Annotated in this window: 22 protein-coding genes; 20 read left to right on the forward strand and 2 right to left on the reverse strand. The window is 74.4% G+C overall.

What is annotated here, in order from left to right:
- Window positions 1-75 precede the first annotated feature (75 nt).
- From ACFPGP_RS01050 to ACFPGP_RS01110, 13 genes are all read left to right on the forward strand, one after another.
- A complete protein-coding gene (locus ACFPGP_RS01050; RefSeq protein ID WP_378585678.1) occupies window positions 76-657 on the forward strand; it encodes a helix-turn-helix domain-containing protein in 582 nt (193 codons plus the stop codon).
- Window positions 654-3,404 carry a winged helix-turn-helix domain-containing protein gene (locus ACFPGP_RS01055; RefSeq protein ID WP_378585681.1) on the forward strand — a complete coding sequence of 917 codons (2,751 nt, stop codon included), beginning with the start codon at window positions 654-656 and terminating at the stop codon, window positions 3,402-3,404. Before ACFPGP_RS01050 ends, ACFPGP_RS01055 begins: the two co-directional genes overlap by 4 nt.
- A gap of 152 nt (window positions 3,405-3,556) precedes the next feature.
- Window positions 3,557-4,240, forward strand: a complete 684-nt coding sequence (locus tag ACFPGP_RS01060; RefSeq protein ID WP_378585683.1) for a hypothetical protein — start codon at window positions 3,557-3,559, stop codon at window positions 4,238-4,240.
- Complete coding sequence (locus ACFPGP_RS01065; protein ID WP_378585686.1) at window positions 4,237-4,938, forward strand: DUF2306 domain-containing protein; 702 nt, start codon at window positions 4,237-4,239, stop codon at window positions 4,936-4,938. Before ACFPGP_RS01060 ends, ACFPGP_RS01065 begins: the two co-directional genes overlap by 4 nt.
- Entirely contained in the window at window positions 4,935-5,738 is an 804-nt protein-coding gene (locus ACFPGP_RS01070) for a GNAT family N-acetyltransferase (protein WP_378585688.1), read from the forward strand. The genes ACFPGP_RS01065 and ACFPGP_RS01070 overlap by 4 nt, the downstream gene beginning before the upstream one ends.
- A gap of 41 nt (window positions 5,739-5,779) precedes the next feature.
- Window positions 5,780-6,211 (forward strand): hypothetical protein, encoded by a 432-nt coding sequence (locus tag ACFPGP_RS01075; protein ID WP_378585691.1) that lies wholly within the window; start codon window positions 5,780-5,782, stop codon window positions 6,209-6,211.
- A 67-nt stretch (window positions 6,212-6,278) separates the two neighbouring features.
- The gene (locus tag ACFPGP_RS01080) at window positions 6,279-8,885 is read left to right on the forward strand and encodes a winged helix-turn-helix domain-containing protein (protein WP_378585693.1); all 2,607 of its coding nucleotides are present in this window, start codon (window positions 6,279-6,281) and stop codon (window positions 8,883-8,885) included.
- Between the two features lie 127 nt (window positions 8,886-9,012).
- Complete coding sequence (locus tag ACFPGP_RS01085; RefSeq protein WP_378585695.1) at window positions 9,013-9,270, forward strand: hypothetical protein; 258 nt, start codon at window positions 9,013-9,015, stop codon at window positions 9,268-9,270.
- 1 nt (window position 9,271) lies between these two features.
- Window positions 9,272-10,003 (forward strand): DUF4386 domain-containing protein, encoded by a 732-nt coding sequence (locus tag ACFPGP_RS01090; protein ID WP_378585698.1) that lies wholly within the window; start codon window positions 9,272-9,274, stop codon window positions 10,001-10,003.
- A 182-nt stretch (window positions 10,004-10,185) separates the two neighbouring features.
- Window positions 10,186-10,641, forward strand: a complete 456-nt coding sequence (locus ACFPGP_RS01095; protein ID WP_378585701.1) for a GtrA family protein — start codon at window positions 10,186-10,188, stop codon at window positions 10,639-10,641.
- Complete coding sequence (locus ACFPGP_RS01100; protein WP_378585704.1) at window positions 10,638-11,114, forward strand: lecithin retinol acyltransferase family protein; 477 nt, start codon at window positions 10,638-10,640, stop codon at window positions 11,112-11,114. Before ACFPGP_RS01095 ends, ACFPGP_RS01100 begins: the two co-directional genes overlap by 4 nt.
- Before the next feature lie 128 nt (window positions 11,115-11,242).
- Window positions 11,243-11,527: a hypothetical protein gene (locus ACFPGP_RS01105; RefSeq protein WP_378585706.1), complete on the forward strand. Its 285-nt coding sequence runs from the start codon at window positions 11,243-11,245 to the stop codon at window positions 11,525-11,527.
- 6 nt (window positions 11,528-11,533) lie between these two features.
- A complete protein-coding gene (locus ACFPGP_RS01110; protein ID WP_378585708.1) occupies window positions 11,534-11,722 on the forward strand; it encodes a hypothetical protein in 189 nt (62 codons plus the stop codon).
- 6 nt (window positions 11,723-11,728) lie between these two features.
- Here the strand turns inward: ACFPGP_RS01110 and ACFPGP_RS01115 are convergent, their stop codons facing one another.
- Window positions 11,729-12,175 carry an iron chaperone gene (locus ACFPGP_RS01115; RefSeq protein WP_378585710.1) on the reverse strand — a complete coding sequence of 149 codons (447 nt, stop codon included), beginning with the start codon at window positions 12,173-12,175 and terminating at the stop codon, window positions 11,729-11,731.
- Between the two features lie 129 nt (window positions 12,176-12,304).
- Here ACFPGP_RS01115 and ACFPGP_RS01120 point away from each other — a divergent pair, with 129 nt between their 5' ends.
- A complete protein-coding gene (locus tag ACFPGP_RS01120; protein ID WP_378585713.1) occupies window positions 12,305-12,988 on the forward strand; it encodes a lysoplasmalogenase in 684 nt (227 codons plus the stop codon).
- On the opposite strand, the gene ACFPGP_RS01125 is transcribed toward ACFPGP_RS01120, so the two are convergent.
- On the reverse strand, window positions 12,951-13,553 hold the full coding sequence (locus ACFPGP_RS01125; RefSeq protein ID WP_378585715.1) for a TetR/AcrR family transcriptional regulator: 603 nt from the start codon (window positions 13,551-13,553) through the stop codon (window positions 12,951-12,953). The two genes, ACFPGP_RS01120 and ACFPGP_RS01125, sit on opposite strands and share 38 nt — an antisense overlap.
- 63 nt (window positions 13,554-13,616) lie before the next feature.
- Between ACFPGP_RS01125 and ACFPGP_RS01130 the strand changes: the two genes are divergently transcribed.
- The 6 genes from ACFPGP_RS01130 to ACFPGP_RS01155 all read left to right on the forward strand — a co-directional run bounded on the left by ACFPGP_RS01130 (window position 13,617) and on the right by ACFPGP_RS01155 (window position 18,886).
- Complete coding sequence (locus tag ACFPGP_RS01130) at window positions 13,617-15,023, forward strand: FAD-binding oxidoreductase (protein WP_378585718.1); 1,407 nt, start codon at window positions 13,617-13,619, stop codon at window positions 15,021-15,023.
- Window positions 15,024-15,048: 25 nt separating this feature from the next.
- Entirely contained in the window at window positions 15,049-15,957 is a 909-nt protein-coding gene (locus ACFPGP_RS01135; RefSeq protein ID WP_378585721.1) for an ABC transporter ATP-binding protein, read from the forward strand.
- Window positions 15,954-17,516: an ABC transporter permease gene (locus tag ACFPGP_RS01140; protein WP_378585724.1), complete on the forward strand. Its 1,563-nt coding sequence runs from the start codon at window positions 15,954-15,956 to the stop codon at window positions 17,514-17,516. Before ACFPGP_RS01135 ends, ACFPGP_RS01140 begins: the two co-directional genes overlap by 4 nt.
- Window positions 17,517-17,775: 259 nt before the next feature.
- Entirely contained in the window at window positions 17,776-18,273 is a 498-nt protein-coding gene (locus tag ACFPGP_RS01145) for a hypothetical protein (RefSeq protein WP_378585726.1), read from the forward strand.
- Entirely contained in the window at window positions 18,246-18,476 is a 231-nt protein-coding gene (locus tag ACFPGP_RS01150; protein WP_378585729.1) for a hypothetical protein, read from the forward strand. The genes ACFPGP_RS01145 and ACFPGP_RS01150 overlap by 28 nt, the downstream gene beginning before the upstream one ends.
- Complete coding sequence (locus ACFPGP_RS01155) at window positions 18,473-18,886, forward strand: SigE family RNA polymerase sigma factor (protein ID WP_378585732.1); 414 nt, start codon at window positions 18,473-18,475, stop codon at window positions 18,884-18,886. The genes ACFPGP_RS01150 and ACFPGP_RS01155 overlap by 4 nt, the downstream gene beginning before the upstream one ends.
- Window positions 18,887-18,888 lie beyond the last annotated feature (2 nt).

An 18,888-nucleotide genomic window follows, 5' to 3' on the forward strand; every position in this document is an offset into this window, starting at 1 on the left:
CCCCCAGCGTGGCGGCGGCTGGACCGGCCGGCAACGTTCGTTGCCGTTTCCGGGAACGCAGGGTCCAATGGGCGGGTGACCGACGAGGGCATCGCCGCGGCGCTCGACCGGGTCGGGCTCCGCCTGCGCCGGGTGCGGGAGCAGCGCGGGCTCACGCTGACCGACGCCGCGGCCCGCACCGGGATCTCCAAGAGCACGCTCTCCCGACTGGAGAACGGTCAGCGCAAGCCGAGCCTCGAGCTGCTGCTGCCGCTCGCGCAGACCTACCGCGTGCCGCTCGACGACCTGGTCGGCGCGCCCGAGGTCGGCGATCCGCGGATCCGCCTCAAGCCCCGCCGCGTCAACGGCCGGACCGTCGTCCCGCTGACCCACCCCGGCGGCGTGCAGGCGTGGAAGATCGTGATCCCGGCGACCCAGACCACGCCCAGCCCGCGGGCCCACGACGGGTTCGAGTGGCTCTACGTGCTGGCGGGTCGGATGCGGCTGGTGCTCGGCGACCGCGACGAGGTGCTGGTGGCGGGCGAGGCGGCGGAGTTCGACACCCAGGTGCCGCACTGGTTCGGCAGTGCCGGCGACGGCCCCGCCGAGGTGCTCAGCATCTTCGGGCGACCGGGGGAGCGGATGCACGTGCGGGCCGACGGGCAGGACGACGGGTGAGCTCGTCCGTCCCGGCCACCAAGCTGCACCTGCCGCGACCCCGCCGGGCCCTGGTGCCCCGCGCCCGGCTGACGGGCCGGTTGCCGGGGGCCTCCGGCCCGCGACCCCGCCTGGTGCTCGTCGCGGCCCCGGCGGGCTTCGGCAAGACCACGCTCGTGGCGCAGTGGCTCGAGGGCGACCCCCCGGCCACGGTGGGCTGGGTGTCGCTCGACGCCACGGACGACGACCTGCGCCGCTTCCTGACCCTGCTGGTGGCGGCGGTCCGGGTCGCGGCGCCCGACGGGTCGGGGGTCGGCGAGGAGGCGGCGGCACTGCTCGACACCGACCGCGGGATCCCGGTGGACGCCGTGCTGGTCAGCCTCCTCGACGACCTCGACGCGCTGCCCGGCCCGGTCGTGCTGGTGCTCGACGACTACCACGTCGTCACCACCCCGGCCGTGCACGAGGCGGTCGGCTTCTTCGTCGACAACCTGCCGCCCCAGGTCACGCTGGCGATGACGACCCGGGCCGACCCACCGCTGCCGCTGGCGCGGATGCGTGCGCGGGGGGAGCTGATCGAGGTCCGCGCCTCCGACCTGCGCTTCACCGGCCCCGAGGCCACGGCGTTCCTCAACGAGGTCATGGGTCTCGGCCTCGAGCCCCCGCAGGTCGATGCGCTCGAGGACCGGACCGAGGGCTGGGCGGCCGGGCTCCAGCTCGCCGCGCTGTCGGTCGGCCGCGGGCCCGGAGGGGGCCCGGACGTGGGGAAGCTGATCGAGGGCTTCGCGGGCAGCCACCGGCTGGTGCTCGACTACCTCCTCGAGGAGGTGCTCGACCGGTTGCCCGATGAGGTGAGGGCCTTCCTCCTCGACACCTCCGTGCTCGAGGAGCTCAGCGGGCCGCTGTGCGACGCGCTGACCGGCCGTGCCGACGGCCAGCAGGCGCTCGAGGAGCTCGAGCGCGCCAACCTGTTCGTCGTACCCCTCGACGACCATCGACGGTGGTGGCGCTACCACCACCTGTTCGCCGACGCGCTGCGGTCACGGTCGGCAGCGCAGGACCCCGGGCGCGTACGACGCCTCCACCGCGCGGCGGCCCGCTGGTACGCCGCGGAGGACCGGCTCGTCGACGCCTACCCCCACGCCCTGGCCGCCGACGACCCGGAGCTGTCCGCCGACCTGCTCGAGCTCGCCCTGCCGGGGCTGCGCACCCGGCGCGAGGACCGCACCCTGGGCGACTGGCTCCGTGCCGTGCCCGACGACGTGCTCCGCCGGCGCCCCCTGCTCGCCGTGGGCTTCGCCTGGACCCGGCTGTCGGCGGGCGACCTCGACGGCCTGGATGCCTGGCTCGACGTCGCCGACGCCGGCCTCGTGACCGGCACGGGTGCGGCGGCGGTGGCCACGCCGGGTGGCCCGGTCGCGCAACGGGCGCGCGAGCGCGAGCTCTCCGGCCTGCCGGCCATGGTGGAGGTCTACCGCGCCTCCGTCGCCCAGGCCCGTGGCGACACCGGGGGGACCGTCGCCCACGCCCGGCGGGCGTTCGACCTCGCCGGTCCGGACGACCACTTCCCGCGCGGCGCCTCCGCCGGCTTCCTGGGCCTGGCGGCCTGGGCCGACGGCGACCTGGTGACCGCGGTCGCGACCTTCACCGAGGCCGTGAGCAGCCTTCGCGCCGCGGGCAACCGCGCCGACGAGCTCGGCGCCACGGTGGTGCTGGCCGAGATGTGGCGCGCCCGCGGGCGTCCCGACGAGGCGCGGCGCCTGCTCGAGGCGGCGCTCGCCGCTGCCGAGAACCAGCCCGGGCCACCGCTCACGACGCTGGGCGACCTGCACGTCGCACTGGCCGACGTGTTGCGCGAGCAGGGCGACCTCGGTGCCGCGGAGCACCACCTGACCGTGGCCGAGGCGCTCGGCGAGCGCGCGTCGCTCCCGGAGAACCGCTACCGCTGGCACACCGCGTCCGCGTGGTGGCTGCGCGCCCGGGGCGACCTCGACGGCGCCGTGGCGGCACTGGACGCGGCCGGGTCGCGCTACGTCCCCGGCTTCTTCCCCGACGTCCGGCCGATCGCCGCGCAGCGGGCCCGGGTGCAGGTCGCCCGGGGGGACCTGCCGGCTGTCCGGGACTGGGCCGACGAGCACGCCGGGTCCCTCGACGACGTGCCGTCCTACCTCCACGAGTACGACGCGCTCACGCTCGCCCGGCTGGTCGTCGCCCAGCACCCGGCGGGAGACGACGGGCTCGACCGGGTCGAGCGACTGACCGGCGCCGTGCTGGCCGTCGCCGAGGCGGCCGGCCGTGGGGGCAGCACGCTGGACGCGCTCGTGGTCCGGGTCCTCGCACACCACCGGCGCGGCGACGACCGCGCCGCGCTCCAGGACCTCGACCGGGCCCTGGCGCTCGGCGTACCCGTTGGCCACCGCCGGCTGTTCCTCGACGAGGGCGAGCCGATGTCAGCGCTCCTGCACCGGGCCGCGGCGCGTCCGGGTGAGCCGGCCGCCGACCTCGCCGCGCAGGTGCTCACGGCGACGATCGTCCCCGTGGCGCCAGAGCCGTCCGCGGCGACGCGAGGCCTGGTCGAGGGGTTGAGCGAGCGTGAGCTCGAGGTGCTCCGGCTGCTCGCCACCGACCTCGCGGGGCCCGAGATCGCCCGGCAGCTCTACGTCTCCGTCAACACCTTCCGCACCCACACCAAGAACATCTTCACCAAGCTCGGCGTCAACACCCGCCGTGCCGCCGTCCGGGAGGCGCAGGAGCGCGGCCTGCTGTAGCGCGACGACGTCCACGACCACGTCCACCACGGCGTTCACGTCGGCGTTCACATCGGCGTTCACATCGTCATGTGAGGCGGGCTCACCAGCCCGCTCCCTAGGTTCCGGTCATCGCCCGACGCACCGTCGGGCCCCGACCAGGGAGCACCGCCATGACCGTCACCACCACCAGCCTCGTCAAGGCCGCCGGCGCCGCAGCGGCGGTCGCGGGCGGCATCTTCATCGCCGTCCAGGTCAACCATCCTCCCCACGACGCGTTCACGACGGAGACCACGCAGTGGGTGGCGCGCAGCTGCGCCAAGATGGTGATGAGCGTGCTCGCCCTCGCGGGGATCACCGGGATGTACCTGCGGCAGCACACCCGCATGGGCGTGCTCGGCCTGACCGGCTACCTCCTGTTCGCTGTCGGCTACCTGAGCATGTTCGCGACCCAGGTCATCGCCGCCGTGGTGCTGCCCCAGCTGGTCGACACGCAGCCCGGCTTCGTCAACGACGTCGTGGCCTCCGCCGTCGGTGCGGTGCCCGAGGGGGACATCGGCTCGGTGCAGCTGCTCTTCAACGTGACCGGGGTGGGCTACATGCTCGGCGGGCTGGTCTTCGGGATCGCGCTCGTCCGCTCCGGCGTGCTGGCCCGCTGGGCGGCCGCCCTGCTGGCCGTCAGCACGGTCGCGACCGCGTCGCTGGCCTTCTTGCCCGAGGCGTTCGACCGTCCGATGGCCGTCCCCGAGGCCATCGCCCTCATCGGTCTCGGCGTGTCGCTGTGGCGCAGCACCGGCTCGACCCCCGCCGTCGCCCCGGTCCGACGTACCCCGGTCGCCGAGAGCGTCGCGCGATGACGCTGCGCCGCACCGCTGCGGACCATCCGGCCGGCAACACCGGCTGGGCGGTCCCGCTGGCCCTCGTCGCGCTGTCGGTCGTCCCGCTCACCGCTGGTGGCCTGCGGCTCGTGGAGCGGCTGGGCGGGCCGGCCGTGATGCCCGCCGACGAGCGGTTCGCGTCCGGGTTCCCGGTCGCCCTGAGCCTCCACCTCGTCGCCGCCGCCGTCTACGCACTCGGCGGCGCCTTCCAGATGTCGGCGGGACTCCGGCGGCGCCACCCGGCCTGGCACCGCCGCGCCGGTCGAGCCCTGGTGCCGGCGGCGCTCGTCGTCGCCACGTCGGGGCTGTGGGTGACGCTGCTCTACTCGCCGCAGCCCGGCACCGGAGACCTCCTGTACGGCGTCCGCCTCGTCGTGGCCCCGTTGGTGGCGGCGTTCGTCGTGCTCGGTGTCACCGCGATCCGCCGGCGCGACATCCCGGCCCACCGCGCCTGGATGATCCGCGCCTACGCGGTCAGCCTCGGCGCGGGCACGCAGGTCTTCAGCGAGGGCTTCGGCGAGGTGCTGCTCGGCCACGGCGACCTCACCGGCGACCTGCTGAAGACGTCCGGGTGGGTGATCAACCTCGCCGTCGCCGAGTGGGTGATCCGCCGTCCCGCGCGGCTGAGGGCGCACCGGACCCGAGCCTTCGCGACGACGACGGAGGTGCCGGCATGACCACCACCAGCGGGGCCCGCTACGAGATCCGCGTCGACGGGCACCTCGACGACCACTGGTCCGCGCGGCTCGGCGGCCTCGCCATCACCCGGTCCAACGGCGGTACCAGCACCCTCGCGGGCCCGGTCGCCGACCAGGCCCAGCTGCACGGCGTGCTCGCGGGTCTGCGCGACCTCGGCGTCACGCTCCTCGACCTCCACGCCGCCGCGGCCCCGCCCGCCGTGCCGCCGCCGGCGCTGCCGCACCCCCTGCACACCGACCGGCTCACGCTCCGCGCGGCCACACCCGCGGACGCAGACCCGACCTGGCGGTTCCGGCAGGACGCCGCCGTCAACGAGTGGCTCACCGGCTGCCCCGACACCCTCGCCGGCTACCGCGAGCTCTTCACCGATCCTGGGCGGCTCGCCACCACCGTCGTCGTCCAGCTCGGCCACGGGCCCGACGGCCAGGTGGTCGCGGACCTCATGCTGCGTCGCGAGGACGCCTGGGCCCAGCTCGACGTCGCCGACGGCGCCCGTGGGGCGCAGGCCGAGCTCGGCTGGGTGCTCGACCCCGCGCACGAGGGCCACGGCTACGCCACCGAGGCCGTCCGCGAGCTGCTGCGCCACTGCTTCGCCGACCTCGGCGTACGGCGCGTGCACGCCAACTCGTTCCTCGACAACGACGCCTCCTGGCGGCTCATGGAGCGGGTCGGCATGCGCCGCGAGCTGCACGCCGTCCGCGAGTCCCTCCACCGCTCCGGGCGGTGGCTCGACGTCGTCGGCTACGCGCTGCTCGCCGACGAGTGGTCACCCGCCTGACCTCACCCACCCACCCACGACGCCCACCCGAGGAGGACCCCATGTCCACCATCGCCCACCTCCCCGCCACCGCCTCGCGCCCGCTGTCCGTGCGCCGCGTCAACGCGATGCGTGCCGGCTACCTGCTGATGGGCCTCGGCCTCGCCGTCAGGAAGTGGCCGCTGCTCCCCGACGCGCACGCGCTGCCGCTCTTCGAGGGGGTCACCTGGGCGCTGCTCACCGCGATGTCCCTGCTCGCCCTCCTCGGGCTGCGACACCCCGTCGCCCTGCTGCCCGTCCTGCTGTTCGAGACCACCTGGAAGGTCCTGTGGTTGACCACCGTCGCGCTGCCCCGCTTCCTCGACGGCGGGCTCGACGCCGCCACCTCCGAGGTGGCGGTCAACTGCTCGCTGGTCGTGGTGATCATCGCGGTCACCCCCTGGGACCACGTCTGGCGCCGCTACGTGCGCGCCGCCGGCGACCCGTGGCGCTGAGCGGCACGGGACGGACCGGCGGCGCCCGGCGTTGCCGACCCGGGGACGGGCGCGGTCCAATGGGCGCGTGGACGCGAACCTGCCCCTGGTCGAGTCCAAGCTCTTCCGGCCGCGCACCCGGCCCGACGTCGTACGACGTGCGCGGCTGGCGCGCCCGGCGGCGGCGGCCCGGACGCGGCTCACGCTGGTCGCGGCACCGGCCGGCTTCGGGAAGACCACCCTCCTCACGAGCTGGTACGGCGAGGACCAGGGCGCCGACGACCCGCGCGTCGCCTGGGTGTCGCTCGACGAGGGCGACCGGCAGGCGGGGTCGTTCTGGGCCTACCTGCTGACCGCCGTGGAGCGAGCCGCGCCCGGCACGGCCGCGGCGGGGCTGACCTTGCTGCAGAGCGGTCAGGCGCCGGTCGAGTCGGTCCTGACCGGGGTGCTCAACGAGCTCAGCGTGCTGCCCGACGACCTCGAGGTGGTGCTCGACGACTACCACCTCGCCGACGGTCCCGAGGTGCAGCCCGGCATGGCCTTCCTCGTCGACCACCTCCCGCCGCAGGTCCGCCTGACGCTCGGCACGCGGGCCGACCCCGCCCTGCCGCTGGCCCGGCTGCGCGCCCGCGGGGAGCTGACCGAGGTCCGGGCCACCGACCTGCGGTTCACGACCGAGGAGACCGGCGCGTACCTCGTGGCCAGCGGCGTCGACCTCGCGGGCGACGACCTCGCCTCGCTCGCGGATCGCACCGAGGGCTGGATCGCGGCGCTCCACCTCGCCGCGATCTCGCTCACCGGCCGCGAGGACCGGACGTCGTTCATCGCGGGCTTCGCCGGCGACGACCGCTACGTCGTGGACTACCTCGTCGAGGAGGTGCTGGACCGACAGCCCGCCGAGGTGCGCGACTTCCTGCTCGGCACCTCGGTCCTCGAGCGGCTCACCGGCCCGCTGTGCGACACGGTCACCGGCACGTCGGGGTCGCGCCGCCTGCTCGAGCGCCTCGAGCGGGAGAACCTCTTCGTGGTGCCGCTCGACGACCACCGCCGCTGGTACCGCTACCACCACCTCTTCGCCGACGTGCTCGGGGCGCACCTGCAGGCCGAGCACCCCGACCGGGTCACCGCGCTCCACCGCCGCGCCAGCCAGTGGTACGACGAGCAGGGTGACGCCGCCGCGGCCGTCCGGCACGCCCTGGCCGCCGGTGACGACGAGCGGGCGGCCGACCTGGTCGAGCGGGCCGTCCCGGGACTGCAGCGCGAGCGGCGCGAGGCGGTGATCGTCGGCTGGGTCGAGGCCCTGCCCCCGGACGTCACCGACCGCCGCCCGCTCCTGGCCCTCGGGCTCGCGGGCGGCCTGATGAGCAGCAACCGGCCCGAGGGCGTCGCGCAGCGGCTCGACGAGGTCGACCGGATGCTCCACCTGCCCGCCGACGAGCTCGTCGTGGCCGACCGCGAGGCGCTGGCCGGGGTGCCGGCGACGGTCCGCATGTACCGCGCGGCGCTCGCCCTCCTCGGCGGCGACCTGGCCGGCACCACCCGCCATGCCACGGCGGCCGCGGAGCTCGCCGCCGGGCGCGGCGACACCCTCGTCGCAGCCGGTGCGTCCGCGCTGCTCGGGCTGGCGGCGTGGACGCGGGGAGACCTCGCCGGGGCCCTGCGCGACTACCGCGCCGCCGCTGCGGGCCTGCGCGAGATCGGCCACGTCGCGGACGTGCTCGGGTGCTCGATCGCCGTGGCCGACCTGCAGGTGGCACTCGGCGGGCTGCACGACGCCCGCGCCACCCTCGAGGACGCCCTGGTGCTCGGGGCGACCGTCGCGCCGGACCTGCGCGGCACCGCCGACATGCACGACGGCCTCGCCGGGCTGGCCCTCGAGCGCGGTGACCTCGCTGCCGCCGCGGAGCACCTCCGGCGCAGCGACGAGCTCGGGGAGGTGGCCGGGCTGCCCCAGCACCCCTACCGCTGGCGGGCGGCCATGGCCGGGCTGCGGGAGGCCGAGGGCGACCGCGGCGCTGCGGTCGAGCTGCTCGAGGAGGCGCAGCGCGTGCACGTCGGCGACTTCTCGCCCGACGTCCGGCCGCTCGCCTCGCGGCTGGCCCGGGTCCGGCTCGCCCTCGGCGACCTGGACGCCGCCCGCGCCTGGGCGCGCCGCCGGAACCTGTCGGCCGACGACGCCCCGTCGTACCTCCGCGAGCACGAGCACCTGACGCTGGCCCGGCTGCTGGTGGCCGACGGCGAGCTCGCCGGCGCGGAGTCGCTGCTCGAGCGGCTCCTCGCGGACGCGGAGACCGGGGGACGGGTGCGCGCGCAGATCGAGGCGCTCGTCCTGCTCTCCGGCGTACGACGTGACCGGGGCGACCGACCCGGCGCCGTGACCGCGCTGGAGCGGGCGCGGCTGCTGGCCGAGCGGGAGGGCTTCGTCCGGGTGCTGACCGACGGTGCGACCACGACGCCGGCCGCCTCGGTGCCGGTGCCGCAGGTGCTCGTCGACCCGCTGAGCGAGCGCGAGCTCGAGGTGCTGCGCCTCCTCGCCTCCGAGCTCGACGGGCCGGCCATCGCCCGCGAGCTGGTCGTCTCCCTGCACACCGTGCGCACCCACACCAAGCACATCTACGCCAAGCTCGGCGTGAACAGCCGCCGCGCGGCCGTCACCCGGGCCCACCAGCTGGGCCTGCTGCGCCACCCGCGCTGAGCGGGGACCCGCAGGATCCCCACCCCGGTCACCACCTGTGGGGACGTCCGCTCCCCACCTCCGTTCCTAGCGTGCTCGACAACCGAGACGGACGACGAGATCCCGTCACCGAGCAGCAGGAGCACCCGTGGACGCCAGCACCCGGCCGAGCGACGACGGCTGGTACGAGATCCGCCTGAGCGGGCACCTCGACCAGCGGTGGTCGGCCTGGCTCGACGGTGCGGGTGTCACGCCCGGGGCCGACGGCACCACCGTCGTCCGGGCCCGCGTCGCCGACCAGGCGGCCCTGCACGGGCTGCTCGCCCAGGTCCGTGACCTCGGCCTGCCGCTGCTCTCGCTCGTCCGGGTCGAGCCCGACCCGCCGCACCCCACCCGAGGAGACTGAGATGACCACCACGACCACCGCTCCCGTCGCACCGCGCACCGCGCCGGTGCGGGCCAGCGACTCCGCCCTGCGGCACGCCCGCGTCGCCGGGCTGCTGTACCTGATCACCTTTGCCGCCTCGATCCCGGCGCTCCCGCTGATCGCGCCGCTGCTCGACGACCCGGCGGCGTACGTGCTCGGGCCGGGCCACGACACCCAGGTGCTCGCGGGCTGCCTGCTCGACGTCGTCAACGCCCTGACCGCCATCGGCACCGCGGTCGCGGTCTTCCCGGTCGTCCGGCGGGTGAACCAGTCGCTCGCCCTCGGCTTCGTCATCTCGCGCACCATGGAGGCGGCCGTGATCATGACCGGTGTCGTCAGCCTGATGGCCGTCGTCACCCTGCGGCAGGACCTCGGCAGCGACGCCGCCGGCCTGGCCACCACCGCGCAGGCGCTGGTCGACGTCCGCGACTGGACCTTCCTGTTCGGCCCCGGGCTCATGCCCGCCCTGAACGCCCTGCTCTTCGGCACCCTCCTCCACAAGTCGGGCCTGGTGCCGCGCTGGATCCCCACCCTCGGTCTCATCGGCGCCCCGCTGCTCATCACCGCCGCGGTGCTGGTGGTCTTCGGCCACCTCACGCTGATGACCGGCCCGGCCCTGCTGCTGACCCTGCCGATCGCGGTCTGGGAGCTCTCCGTCGGCACCTACATGCTCGTCAAGGGCTTCCGCCCCACGCCGTACAGCGTCGACTGACCCGCTCGCGCACCCGCTCCTGCGCCCCACCGACCGACACGTCGGCGGGGCGCAGGCTGGTCGTGCTGGCCTTCCTGCACCGGGACCGACCCGCTGCACCGGCCCTCGCGCCGATGCGAACGGACCTTCGCGCCGCCGGTACCGTCGACGCAGTGACGTCCACCGCGACCCGAGGAGTCCGGGTGAGGCACCTCCTCGGCGAGGTCGTCCGCTTCCTGGCCGTCGGTGGCGTGGCGACGCTGGTGTCGATCCTGGGCTTCAACGCCCTCGTCCACGGGTGGGGGCCGGGCGCGGCGCCGATGGCCGACCAGCCGATCGCGGCGTACGTGCTCGCGAATGCCGCGGCCGGGGCCCTGGCCTTCGTGGGCCTCCGGACGTGGACGTTCCGCGACCGCGACGTGCGTGACCCGGCGACCGGCCTGGTGCGGTTCTTCGCCCTGGGTGCGGTCACGATGGCCATCCCCGTGCTGTTCCTGTGGATCAGCCGCTACGTGCTCGGGCTCAGCAGCCCTCTGGCCGACAACCTCGCGGCCAACGTGCTCGGGCTCGGCGTCGCGACCGCCACCCGCTTCTGGGCGTTCCGACGGTTCGTGTTCGACCAGCCCGCGGCGGGCACCCCGTCGTCCTCACCGGCATGAGCCGCGGGGACCACCTCTTCGTGCGGCGGGGTCGGCGCTACAGCCACCACGGCATCGACTGCGGCGACGGCACGGTGATCCACTTCTCCGGCGGGCGGCGGCCCGGCCGTCGCGTCGAGCGGACGACCCTGGCCGACTTCACCGGCACCTCCGAGCTGCGCGTGCGGGTGCACCGCAACCGGCTGCCGGCCGACGAGGTCGTCGCGAACGCCGAGTCGCGCCCGGGCAGCCAGGACTACCACCTGGTGCGCAACAACTGCGAGCACCTGGCGACCTGGGCCTCCACCGGCTCGTCCGGGAGCCGTCAGGTGCGCGGCTGGGCCCTCGCCGCGCCGGGCGCCTTCGCCTCGGTGGGCGTCGCGGATGCCGCCGGGATCCACCTGATGCTGCTCAGCCTGTTCAGCATGGGTGCGTACGCCGTCGTCCGCCCCGTCCGGCGGCGTGCGGCCGCGCGCCGGCCCGCGACCACCTGACCGGCTGGTGCGCAGGGCCCGGGCAGAGCGCGTGACTGCCGCCCCGGCCCGGGGGGACCTTGGTCCCTGACGCCCGCCCGGCGCGCGGCGCAGGCTGGGTGTGAAGCCAGTACGGAGGAGGAAGGACCATGTCCGCAGGGACCCTGGACATCAGCACACTGACCATCGCGGTGCGCGTCTACGACCACGAGGAGCTGCTGACGTGCGAGCTCTGCGCGAGCGAGGACGACGTCGACGACGTCGTCGCCCGCTGGTCGGACCTCGCGAGCCTGATCGTGGTCGCCGACGAGTCGCCCACCACGTTCGCACCGGGTGACGTCTACCCCGACCACCACGTGATCCGCGTGGAGACACCGCCCGAGCCGGCCCACCCGATCGCCAGCACGCCGCTCCCGGGCTTCGGGACCGAGTAGGCAGTCATGGCCGTGCGGCACCACGCCGCCCACCTGGGGCCGCCCGGTCCGCCCGACCACCCCAGCGACCACCGGGTGTGGATCATGCTGGGCGCCCTCGTCGTGCTCGTCCTCGTCGGCGTCGCCACCGGCCAGATCATCGGCCGGGTCCTGGCCGCCTGCCTCGAGGCTCTGCTCGGGTCCGCCGGCTCGTAGCCCCCGTCAGCCGGCGGCCTTCTTCACCAGGGTCGTCAGCTTCTTCGCCACCGCGTCGTTCATGGCGACGACCGCGTACGCCGTCGGCCACATGTCGCCGTCGTCGAGCTGCGCCGGCTCGTTGAAGCCGACCTCGGCGTAGCGCACCTTGAACTTCGCCGCCGGCTTGAAGAACACCACCGCCTTGCCGTCGCGGGCGTAGGCCGGCATGCCGTACCAGGTCTTCGGCAGCAGCTCGGGGGTGTGGGTGGTCACGATCTCGTGCAGCTTCTCCGCGATCACCCGGTCGGCCTCCGGCATCTCGGCGATCTTGTCGAGGCAGTCCTTGAGGTCCGCCTCCGCCTTCTTCGCGCCCGTGCCCCGCTTGCCGGCCGCCTTGAGCTCGGCCGCGCGCTCCTTCATCGCGGCGCGCTCCTCCTCGGTGAAGCTCTCCTGCGTCGCCTTCTCCGCCATGTCGTTCCCTCTCGTGATCTGGTCTGGTCCTCGGTGTCCCGATCGTAGGTAGCCGGCCGACTGGTCTGCTTCTTCGTTCCTGACCGATCCGCGCGCCACTAGGGTCGGGGCGTCCGGGGAGGTGAGCGGGTGAGGGTGGCGTCGCGGGTGCTGCTGGTGGCCTTCGTGGTGGCCGCGCTGGCGCAGGTGCTGGCTCAGGTCCTCGACCTCGACGTGCTCTACGTCGTGACCAAGCCGCTGCTGATGCCGCTGCTGCTGGGCTTCCTCCTCGCGTCGGCGCCGCTGGAGGGCCGCCTGCTGCGCGCGACCGCGGCCGCCCTCGCGTGGAGCTGGCTCGGCGACCTGGCGCTGATGCCGGAGGGCGACGTGTGGTTCCTCCTCGGGCTGCTGGCCTTCCTCCTGGCCCATGTCTGCTACCTGGTCGGCTTCGCCACGACGTACGCGGACGGGCCGCTCGACCGCAACAAGCTCCTCGTCGTTCCGTACGCCGCGTGGTTCGTGTTGCTGCTCGTCGTGCTCGGCCCCGACCTGGGCTCGATGCTCCTGCCGGTCGCGGTCTACGGCGTCGTGCTGTGCGCGATGGCGGCGCTGGCCACCGGCGTGAACGCGACGACCGCCGTCGGCGCGATCATCTTCGTGGTCTCCGACAGCACGCTGGCCGCGACCGCGCTGACCGACCGGTTCGCCTTCGACGGCGACGGTGCCGTCGTGATGCTCACCTACTGTCTGGGACAGCTGCTGATCGTGCTCGGCGTGCTGGCGGCCTCGCGGCCGGTCAGCGACCGGGTGCCGACAGCACCGCCCACGTCATGACCTCGGCGGCGGCGCGGTCGTCGAGCCCCTCGGCGTCGAGGCGGGCCCAGGTCCAGTAGTCGACCGCCAGCCGCACCAGCGCCCGTTGCCCGGTCGTGCCGGCCCCCAGCGACGCGGCGAGGCGTGCGGCGACGTCGTCCTGCTGGAGGTCGACGGTCGCGGCGAGGAACCGGTCGACCTCGGGCACCGCCTGGCGGTCGCTGTAGACCTTGCCGAACATCGGCTGGGTCTCGCGGTGCCAGGCGTAGAGCCGGTGCAGCACCGCGGTGACGCGCCCGGCGTCGTCGGCGACGGCGAGCTCCTCGGCGAGGTCGGGCCGCGGGTGCACCGTCTCGTAGTGGGCCGCGCACGCCGGCAGCAGGGACTCGAGGTCGGGGAAGTGGTTGTAGACGGTCAGGCGGCTGACGCCGGCCCGGCGCGCGATCTCGGCGACGGTCGTGCGCGCCACGCCGACCTCCTCGTGCAGCTCGGCGGCGCAGCGCGCGATGCGGTCACGGGTCTCGCGCTGCTGGTCGGCGCGGACCTTGAGCTCGTACTTCCTCGTTTGACTTGACATGGTGTTCATCGATGCTAGCATCCCGGTCAGGAGTTTTCGACAAACACACTGTTCAACGAAAGGGAATCTGCCATGTCCGCCACCACCTCCTCCCTGGCCGAGCTGGCCACGCGGGTCTCGGGACGCGTGGTGACCGCCGCCGACGCCGACTGGGACGCCGTCCGCTCGGGCTACAACCTCGCCGCCGACCTCGAACCCGCCGCGATCGTGCTCGCCGTCGACACCGACGACGTGGTCGCCGCCGTCGCGCACGCCCGGGACCACGGGCTCCACGTGGCCGGCCAGGCGACCGGCCACAACGCCGCGGCGCACGCCGGCGTCTCCGACACGCTCGTCGTCGACGTCCGCGAGCTGCGCAGCATCGCCATCGACGTCGACACCGGCCGGGCCCGCGTCGGTGCCGGCGTGCGCTGGCGCGACGTCGTCCCGCAGCTCTCCGACCTCGGGCTCGCCGCCCTGCACGGATCCTCGCCCGACGTGGGCATCGCCGGCTACTCGCTGGGGGGCGGCATGGGCTGGCTGGCCCGCAAGCACGGATTGCAGGCCAACAGCGTCGTCGCCTTCGACGTCGTCACCGCCGACGCTCGCCTGCACCGCGTCGACGCGCACCACCAGCCCGACCTGTTCTGGGCGCTGCGCGGCGGCAACGGCAACTTCGGCGTCGTCACCGCCATCGAGTTCACCGTCTACCCGGTCAAGGAGCTCTACGCCGGCGGGCTGTTCTTCCCGCTCGAGCGCGCCGAGGAGGTGCTGACGACGTGGACCAGCATCGCCCCCGACCTGCCCGAGGAGCTGATGACGTGGACGACCGTCTACCAGTTCCCGGACGTGCCCGAGGTCCCGGAGCCGCTGCGGGGCGGTGCCTTCACGGTCTTCCACGCAGCCTTCCTCGGGAGCGAGGAGGAGGGAGCCGCGCTGGTCGCGCCGGTGCGCGAGCTCGGCGCGGCGCTCGACACCTTCGCGATGGTCGCGCCCGTAGCCCTGGCGGACATGGCGATGGACCCGCCCGACCCGCTGCCCTACCGCAGCACCACCGCCCTGCTCGACGACCTGCCCGCAGACGGGATCGGCCGCGTGCTCGAGGTCGTGGGGGAGGGGGCCGGGTCGCCGCTCCCGCTGGTGCAGATCCGCCACCTCGGCGGTGCGCTGTCGCGGACCGAGCCGGGCGCCGGTGCCCGCGCCACGATGCCGGGCCAGTTCTGCCTGTTCGCCCTCGGCGTGGTGCCCGACTACGAGTCGGCCGTCGAGGTCGCGTCGTACCTGCAGCGTCTCGACGTCGCGGTCGAGCCGTGGCGGATCGGTCAGTACCCCAACTTCGTGGAGCACCCGGCCGACGCCAGCACGTTCTTCGACGCCGCCACCTGGGAGCGCCTGCGGAGCGCGAAGGCGCAGCACGACCCGGCCGGCCTCTTCCGGGGCAACCACCGCATCGAGCCGGCAACCGGTGACCGGGTCGCCCGTGCGGCAGAGGCCGTCTGACCTCCGCCGTTCGTACGATGGCAGCGTGACCTCGGAGCTGGTGATCGAGACGGGGGGCCTCGCCAAGAGCTTCGGCCAGGTCCGGGCCCTCGACGGGCTCGACCTGCGGGTCGAGGCCGGCGAGGTGCACGGCTTCCTCGGGCCCAACGGCGCCGGGAAGTCCACGACGATCCGGATCCTGCTCGGGCTGGTGCGCGCGACGGGCGGGGAGGCGCGGCTCTTCGGCGCCGACCCCTGGCGCGAGGCGGCGGACCTGCACCGCCGTCTCGCCTACGTGCCGGGCGACGTCGCCCTGTGGCCCAACCTCTCGGGCGGGGAGACCATCGACCTGCTGCTGCGGATGCGTCACGTCGACCCGCGCTCCTCGCGGCGTGGGGAGCTGCTCGAGCGCTTCGAGCTCGACCCGACCAAGAAGGGGCGCGCCTACTCCAAGGGGAATCGGCAGAAGGTCGCGCTGGTCGCGGCGTTCGCAGCCGACAGCGAGCTGCTGGTGCTCGACGAGCCCACCAGCGGCCTCGACCCCCTCATGGAGCAGGTCTTCAACGAGTGCGTCGCCGAGCACACCGCGCGCGGTGCGACCGTGCTGCTCTCGAGCCACATCCTCTCCGAGGTCGAGCGGCTCGCCGACCGGGTGACGATCATCCGCGAGGGCCGCACCGTCGAGTCCGGCACGCTCGAGGCGCTCGGCCACCTGCGCCAGAGCAAGGTCAGCGCCACCTTCGCCGGCGCCGTTCCCGAGCTCGACGGGATGCCCGGCGTGCACGGCGTGGCGGTCGAGGGCCGCCAGCTCACCTGCACCGTCGACCGCGAGGGCCTGCCGGCCCTGCTCACGGTGCTGACCTCCGCCGGCATCGAGGCACTGACCAGCACGCCGCCGAGCCTGGAGGAGCTCTTCCTCGACGCCTACCGCGCGCCGGACGGGGCCGTCGGGTGAACGGCCTCGCCGGGACCGGACTGCTGACCCGGCACTTCGCCCGCCGCGACCGGGTGATCGCGACGGTGTGGGTGCTGGTGCTCGCCGTGCTCGCCTTCGCCTCCGCCGCGGCCACCCCGGGCCTCTACGCCACCGAGGCGGACCGCGTCCGGGCGGCCACGGCGATCAACGAGAGCGGGGCCATCGTCGCGCTCTACGGCCCGGTCCTCGACGTCACCAGCGAGGGCGAGCTGGCGATGACCAAGATGACGGTGCTCTACGCCGTCTTCGCCGCGATCCTCTTCGTCGTGCTGGTCCGCCGGCACACGCGCGTCGAGGAGGAGAACGGCCAGACCGAGCTCGTCGGCGGCACCGCCGTCGGCCGCGACGCCCCGCTGGCCGCGGCGGTCACCGAGTCGGTGGTGGTCGGGCTGGTCCTCGGGCTCCTGGTCGCGGTCGGCAACGTCGCCGGCGGGCTGCCGGTCGCGGGGTCGGTGGCCTTCGGCGCCGCGTGGTTCGGCACGGCCGTGGTCGCGGCGGGCATCGCCGCGGTGTGCGCGCAGCTCTCCGCCAGCGCGCGCACCTGCGCGGCGTACGCCGCCGGCACGATCGCGGTGCTCTTCCTGCTCCGCGCGGTCGGCGACACCACCTCCGCGGGGTGGCTGAGCTGGCTCTCGCCGCTGGGGTGGAACACCCAGCTCCGGGCGTACGGCGACACGCGCTGGTGGCTGCTGCTGGCGTACGTCGCGCTGGCCGGCGTGCTGGTCGGCGTCGCCGCCGTGCTCCGGAGCCGACGCGACCTCGGCTCCGGGCTGGTGGCCTCGCGGCCGGGCCCGGCCGAGGGCTCGCCCCGGCTGCGCGACGTGTTCTCGCTCGCCGTGGTGGTGCACGGCTGGCAATTGGCCTTGTGGACGCTGGCGGTGGCGGTGACCGGCTTCCTCTTCGGCTTCATCGCCCCCGGCATCGAGGACCTCCTCGACTCCGCGACCGCGCAGCAGGCCCTGGACGCCCTGGGCGGCGAGATGATCGCCGCGATCATGTTCGTGGTCGCGGTCGTGATCACCTGCTTCGGCATCGTCGTGGTCGCCCACGCCGGCGCCGACGAGGGCAGCGGCCGGGCCGAGGCGGTGATGGCGACGGCGACCTCGCGGGCGCAGTGGTTCGGCGCGGTGATGGCGGTGGCGCTCGGCGGCACCGCCTGGCTGCTCGTGGTGTCGGGCGCCGGACTCTGGATCGGCTACCTCGGCGCGGACGGGCCCGACCCGAGCGAGGTGCTGGTCGCCGCCCTGGCCTGGATCCCCGCGGCGTGGGTGGTCGTCGGCCTGGCCGCGCTGACCTTCTCGTGGCGCAGCCACTGGACGGTGCTGGCCTGGGCGTGGCCGGCGTTCTTCCTCGTGGTCACGCTGCTCGGGGACCTGTTCACCTGGCCCGACTGGGTGCTCGACCTCTCGCCGTACTCGTGGGTGCCGCACGTGCCGGCCGAGCCCTGGTCGTGGCCCTCGTTCCTCGGCCTGACGTCGGTCGCGCTGGCGCTGTGCGACGCCGCCTGGCTGCGCTTCCGGCACCGCGACATCGGCTAGCGGGACGAGCGCCGCGATCAGGTTGGTCGAACGTGCGACCAACCCAGATGACTCGTGCGGTGCCGACCGCTCCAGACGGGTGGAAGCGCCGTCGGCGACCTGGGCTTGACCTGTCGGGCGCTGCCCCCTCGCAGACCCTCACTCATCGTGTGCAGATGAGTGAGGGTTGGCATCGGAGGGGACCCATGGACACGCTGCACGACCGGCTGATGGACCTGGCGGACGACGCACCGACGGGGGGTGCTCCCGCGGCCGAGCTGTGGAGGCCATCGGGCTCGTCGCGGAGACCGGGGCGTTCGGCACGCTCCCGCTCGACCTGCCCGACTACCCCGACGACCCCCAGGACGCCGCCGACTTCGCGCAGCTGGAGCTCTCGCCCGACGGCCGCCGCATCGCCTCCATGCCCTCCAGCGCGGAGCTGGTCGTCCGCGACCTGGTGACCGGCGAGAGCCACTCCCCGCTCTCCGAGCTCGGGACCCGTGCGGGATTCATGTGGGTCGGTGCGACGCACCTGGTCGGCACCGTCGCGGGTGGTGGCGACGGAGACGGTTGGGTGTGGGAGCCGGGCACGGCGCCGGAGCGCGTCGACTACTGGGCCTTCTCGGACGGGTTCGACCTCTGGCTCACCGATCGCGGAAGCGGTCCCGGGGAGCGCGAGGCGCCCACGGTCTCGGGCGAGCCCGGGAAGCTGGGGCCTACGCTCCGGGATGGGGTTGGGGCTTCCCCGTGGTGGAGCTGTGCGACGCCTCGGGCCTGAGCGGGTCCGGGATCCTGCTCGGTCGCTGGAAGGACCCGCAGGAGGGCAACGGCACCGTGGTCGCCCTGGACATCCACGCCGGCCCGCCTTTCGCCGATCCAGCCCTGCGTCACGTGGTCGTCCCGGCAGGGGCGCCGCGGCACGTCACGTTCGCCGCCGACCTGATCGGAGAAGCGCTCGAAGAACAGGGCGGTGCGTCATGACCGGCAACCACCACGACGCCGAGGACCTCGTGCAGTCGGCGCCGATCAAGGTGGTGCCGACGTGGGGACGGATCAAGGACCACCCCGAGTCCTACGTCCGGCAGGTGCTCGCGCGCGAGTCGGTGAACCGGTGGCGCGGTCGTCGGTGGCGGGAGGTGACCAGCGATGCGGTCCCGGAGACGGCGCACCACGACAGCACCGATCGCGTCGCGCTGCTCGAGGACCTGCGCCGGCTCTCGCCGCGACAGCGCGCAGTGCTCGTGCTGCGCTACTTCGACGACCTCACCGAGGCCGACACGGCGTCGGCTCTCGGCATCTCCGAGGGCACCGTGAAGTCGCACGCCCGCGCGGCGCTGACGCGGCTGCGCCACCAGCAGTCGGGTGAGGAGCAGTCGGCGGTCACGACCTGAGA

The organism is Nocardioides taihuensis, from assembly GCF_042657275.1.
GTDB classification, from domain to species: domain Bacteria; phylum Actinomycetota; class Actinomycetes; order Propionibacteriales; family Nocardioidaceae; genus Nocardioides; species Nocardioides taihuensis.

Excerpts from the sequence above, each read along its gene's own strand:
- ACFPGP_RS01065 (WP_378585686.1), top strand. The coding sequence starts at position 4,237 with ATGACGCTGCGCCGCACCGCTGCGGACCATCCGGCCGGCAACACCGGC.
- ACFPGP_RS01130 (WP_378585718.1), top strand. The coding sequence starts at position 13,617 with ATGTCCGCCACCACCTCCTCCCTGGCCGAGCTGGCCACGCGGGTCTCG.
- ACFPGP_RS01155 (WP_378585732.1), top strand. The coding sequence starts at position 18,473 with ATGACCGGCAACCACCACGACGCCGAGGACCTCGTGCAGTCGGCGCCG.
- ACFPGP_RS01105 (WP_378585706.1), top strand. The coding sequence starts at position 11,243 with ATGTCCGCAGGGACCCTGGACATCAGCACACTGACCATCGCGGTGCGC.
- ACFPGP_RS01090 (WP_378585698.1), top strand. The coding sequence starts at position 9,272 with ATGACCACCACGACCACCGCTCCCGTCGCACCGCGCACCGCGCCGGTG.
- ACFPGP_RS01100 (WP_378585704.1), top strand. The coding sequence starts at position 10,638 with ATGAGCCGCGGGGACCACCTCTTCGTGCGGCGGGGTCGGCGCTACAGC.
- ACFPGP_RS01110 (WP_378585708.1), top strand. The coding sequence starts at position 11,534 with ATGGCCGTGCGGCACCACGCCGCCCACCTGGGGCCGCCCGGTCCGCCC.
- ACFPGP_RS01115 (WP_378585710.1), bottom strand. The coding sequence starts at position 12,175 with ATGGCGGAGAAGGCGACGCAGGAGAGCTTCACCGAGGAGGAGCGCGCC.
- ACFPGP_RS01060 (WP_378585683.1), top strand. The coding sequence starts at position 3,557 with ATGACCGTCACCACCACCAGCCTCGTCAAGGCCGCCGGCGCCGCAGCG.
- ACFPGP_RS01075 (WP_378585691.1), top strand. The coding sequence starts at position 5,780 with ATGTCCACCATCGCCCACCTCCCCGCCACCGCCTCGCGCCCGCTGTCC.
- ACFPGP_RS01125 (WP_378585715.1), bottom strand. The coding sequence starts at position 13,553 with ATGAACACCATGTCAAGTCAAACGAGGAAGTACGAGCTCAAGGTCCGC.
- ACFPGP_RS01070 (WP_378585688.1), top strand. The coding sequence starts at position 4,935 with ATGACCACCACCAGCGGGGCCCGCTACGAGATCCGCGTCGACGGGCAC.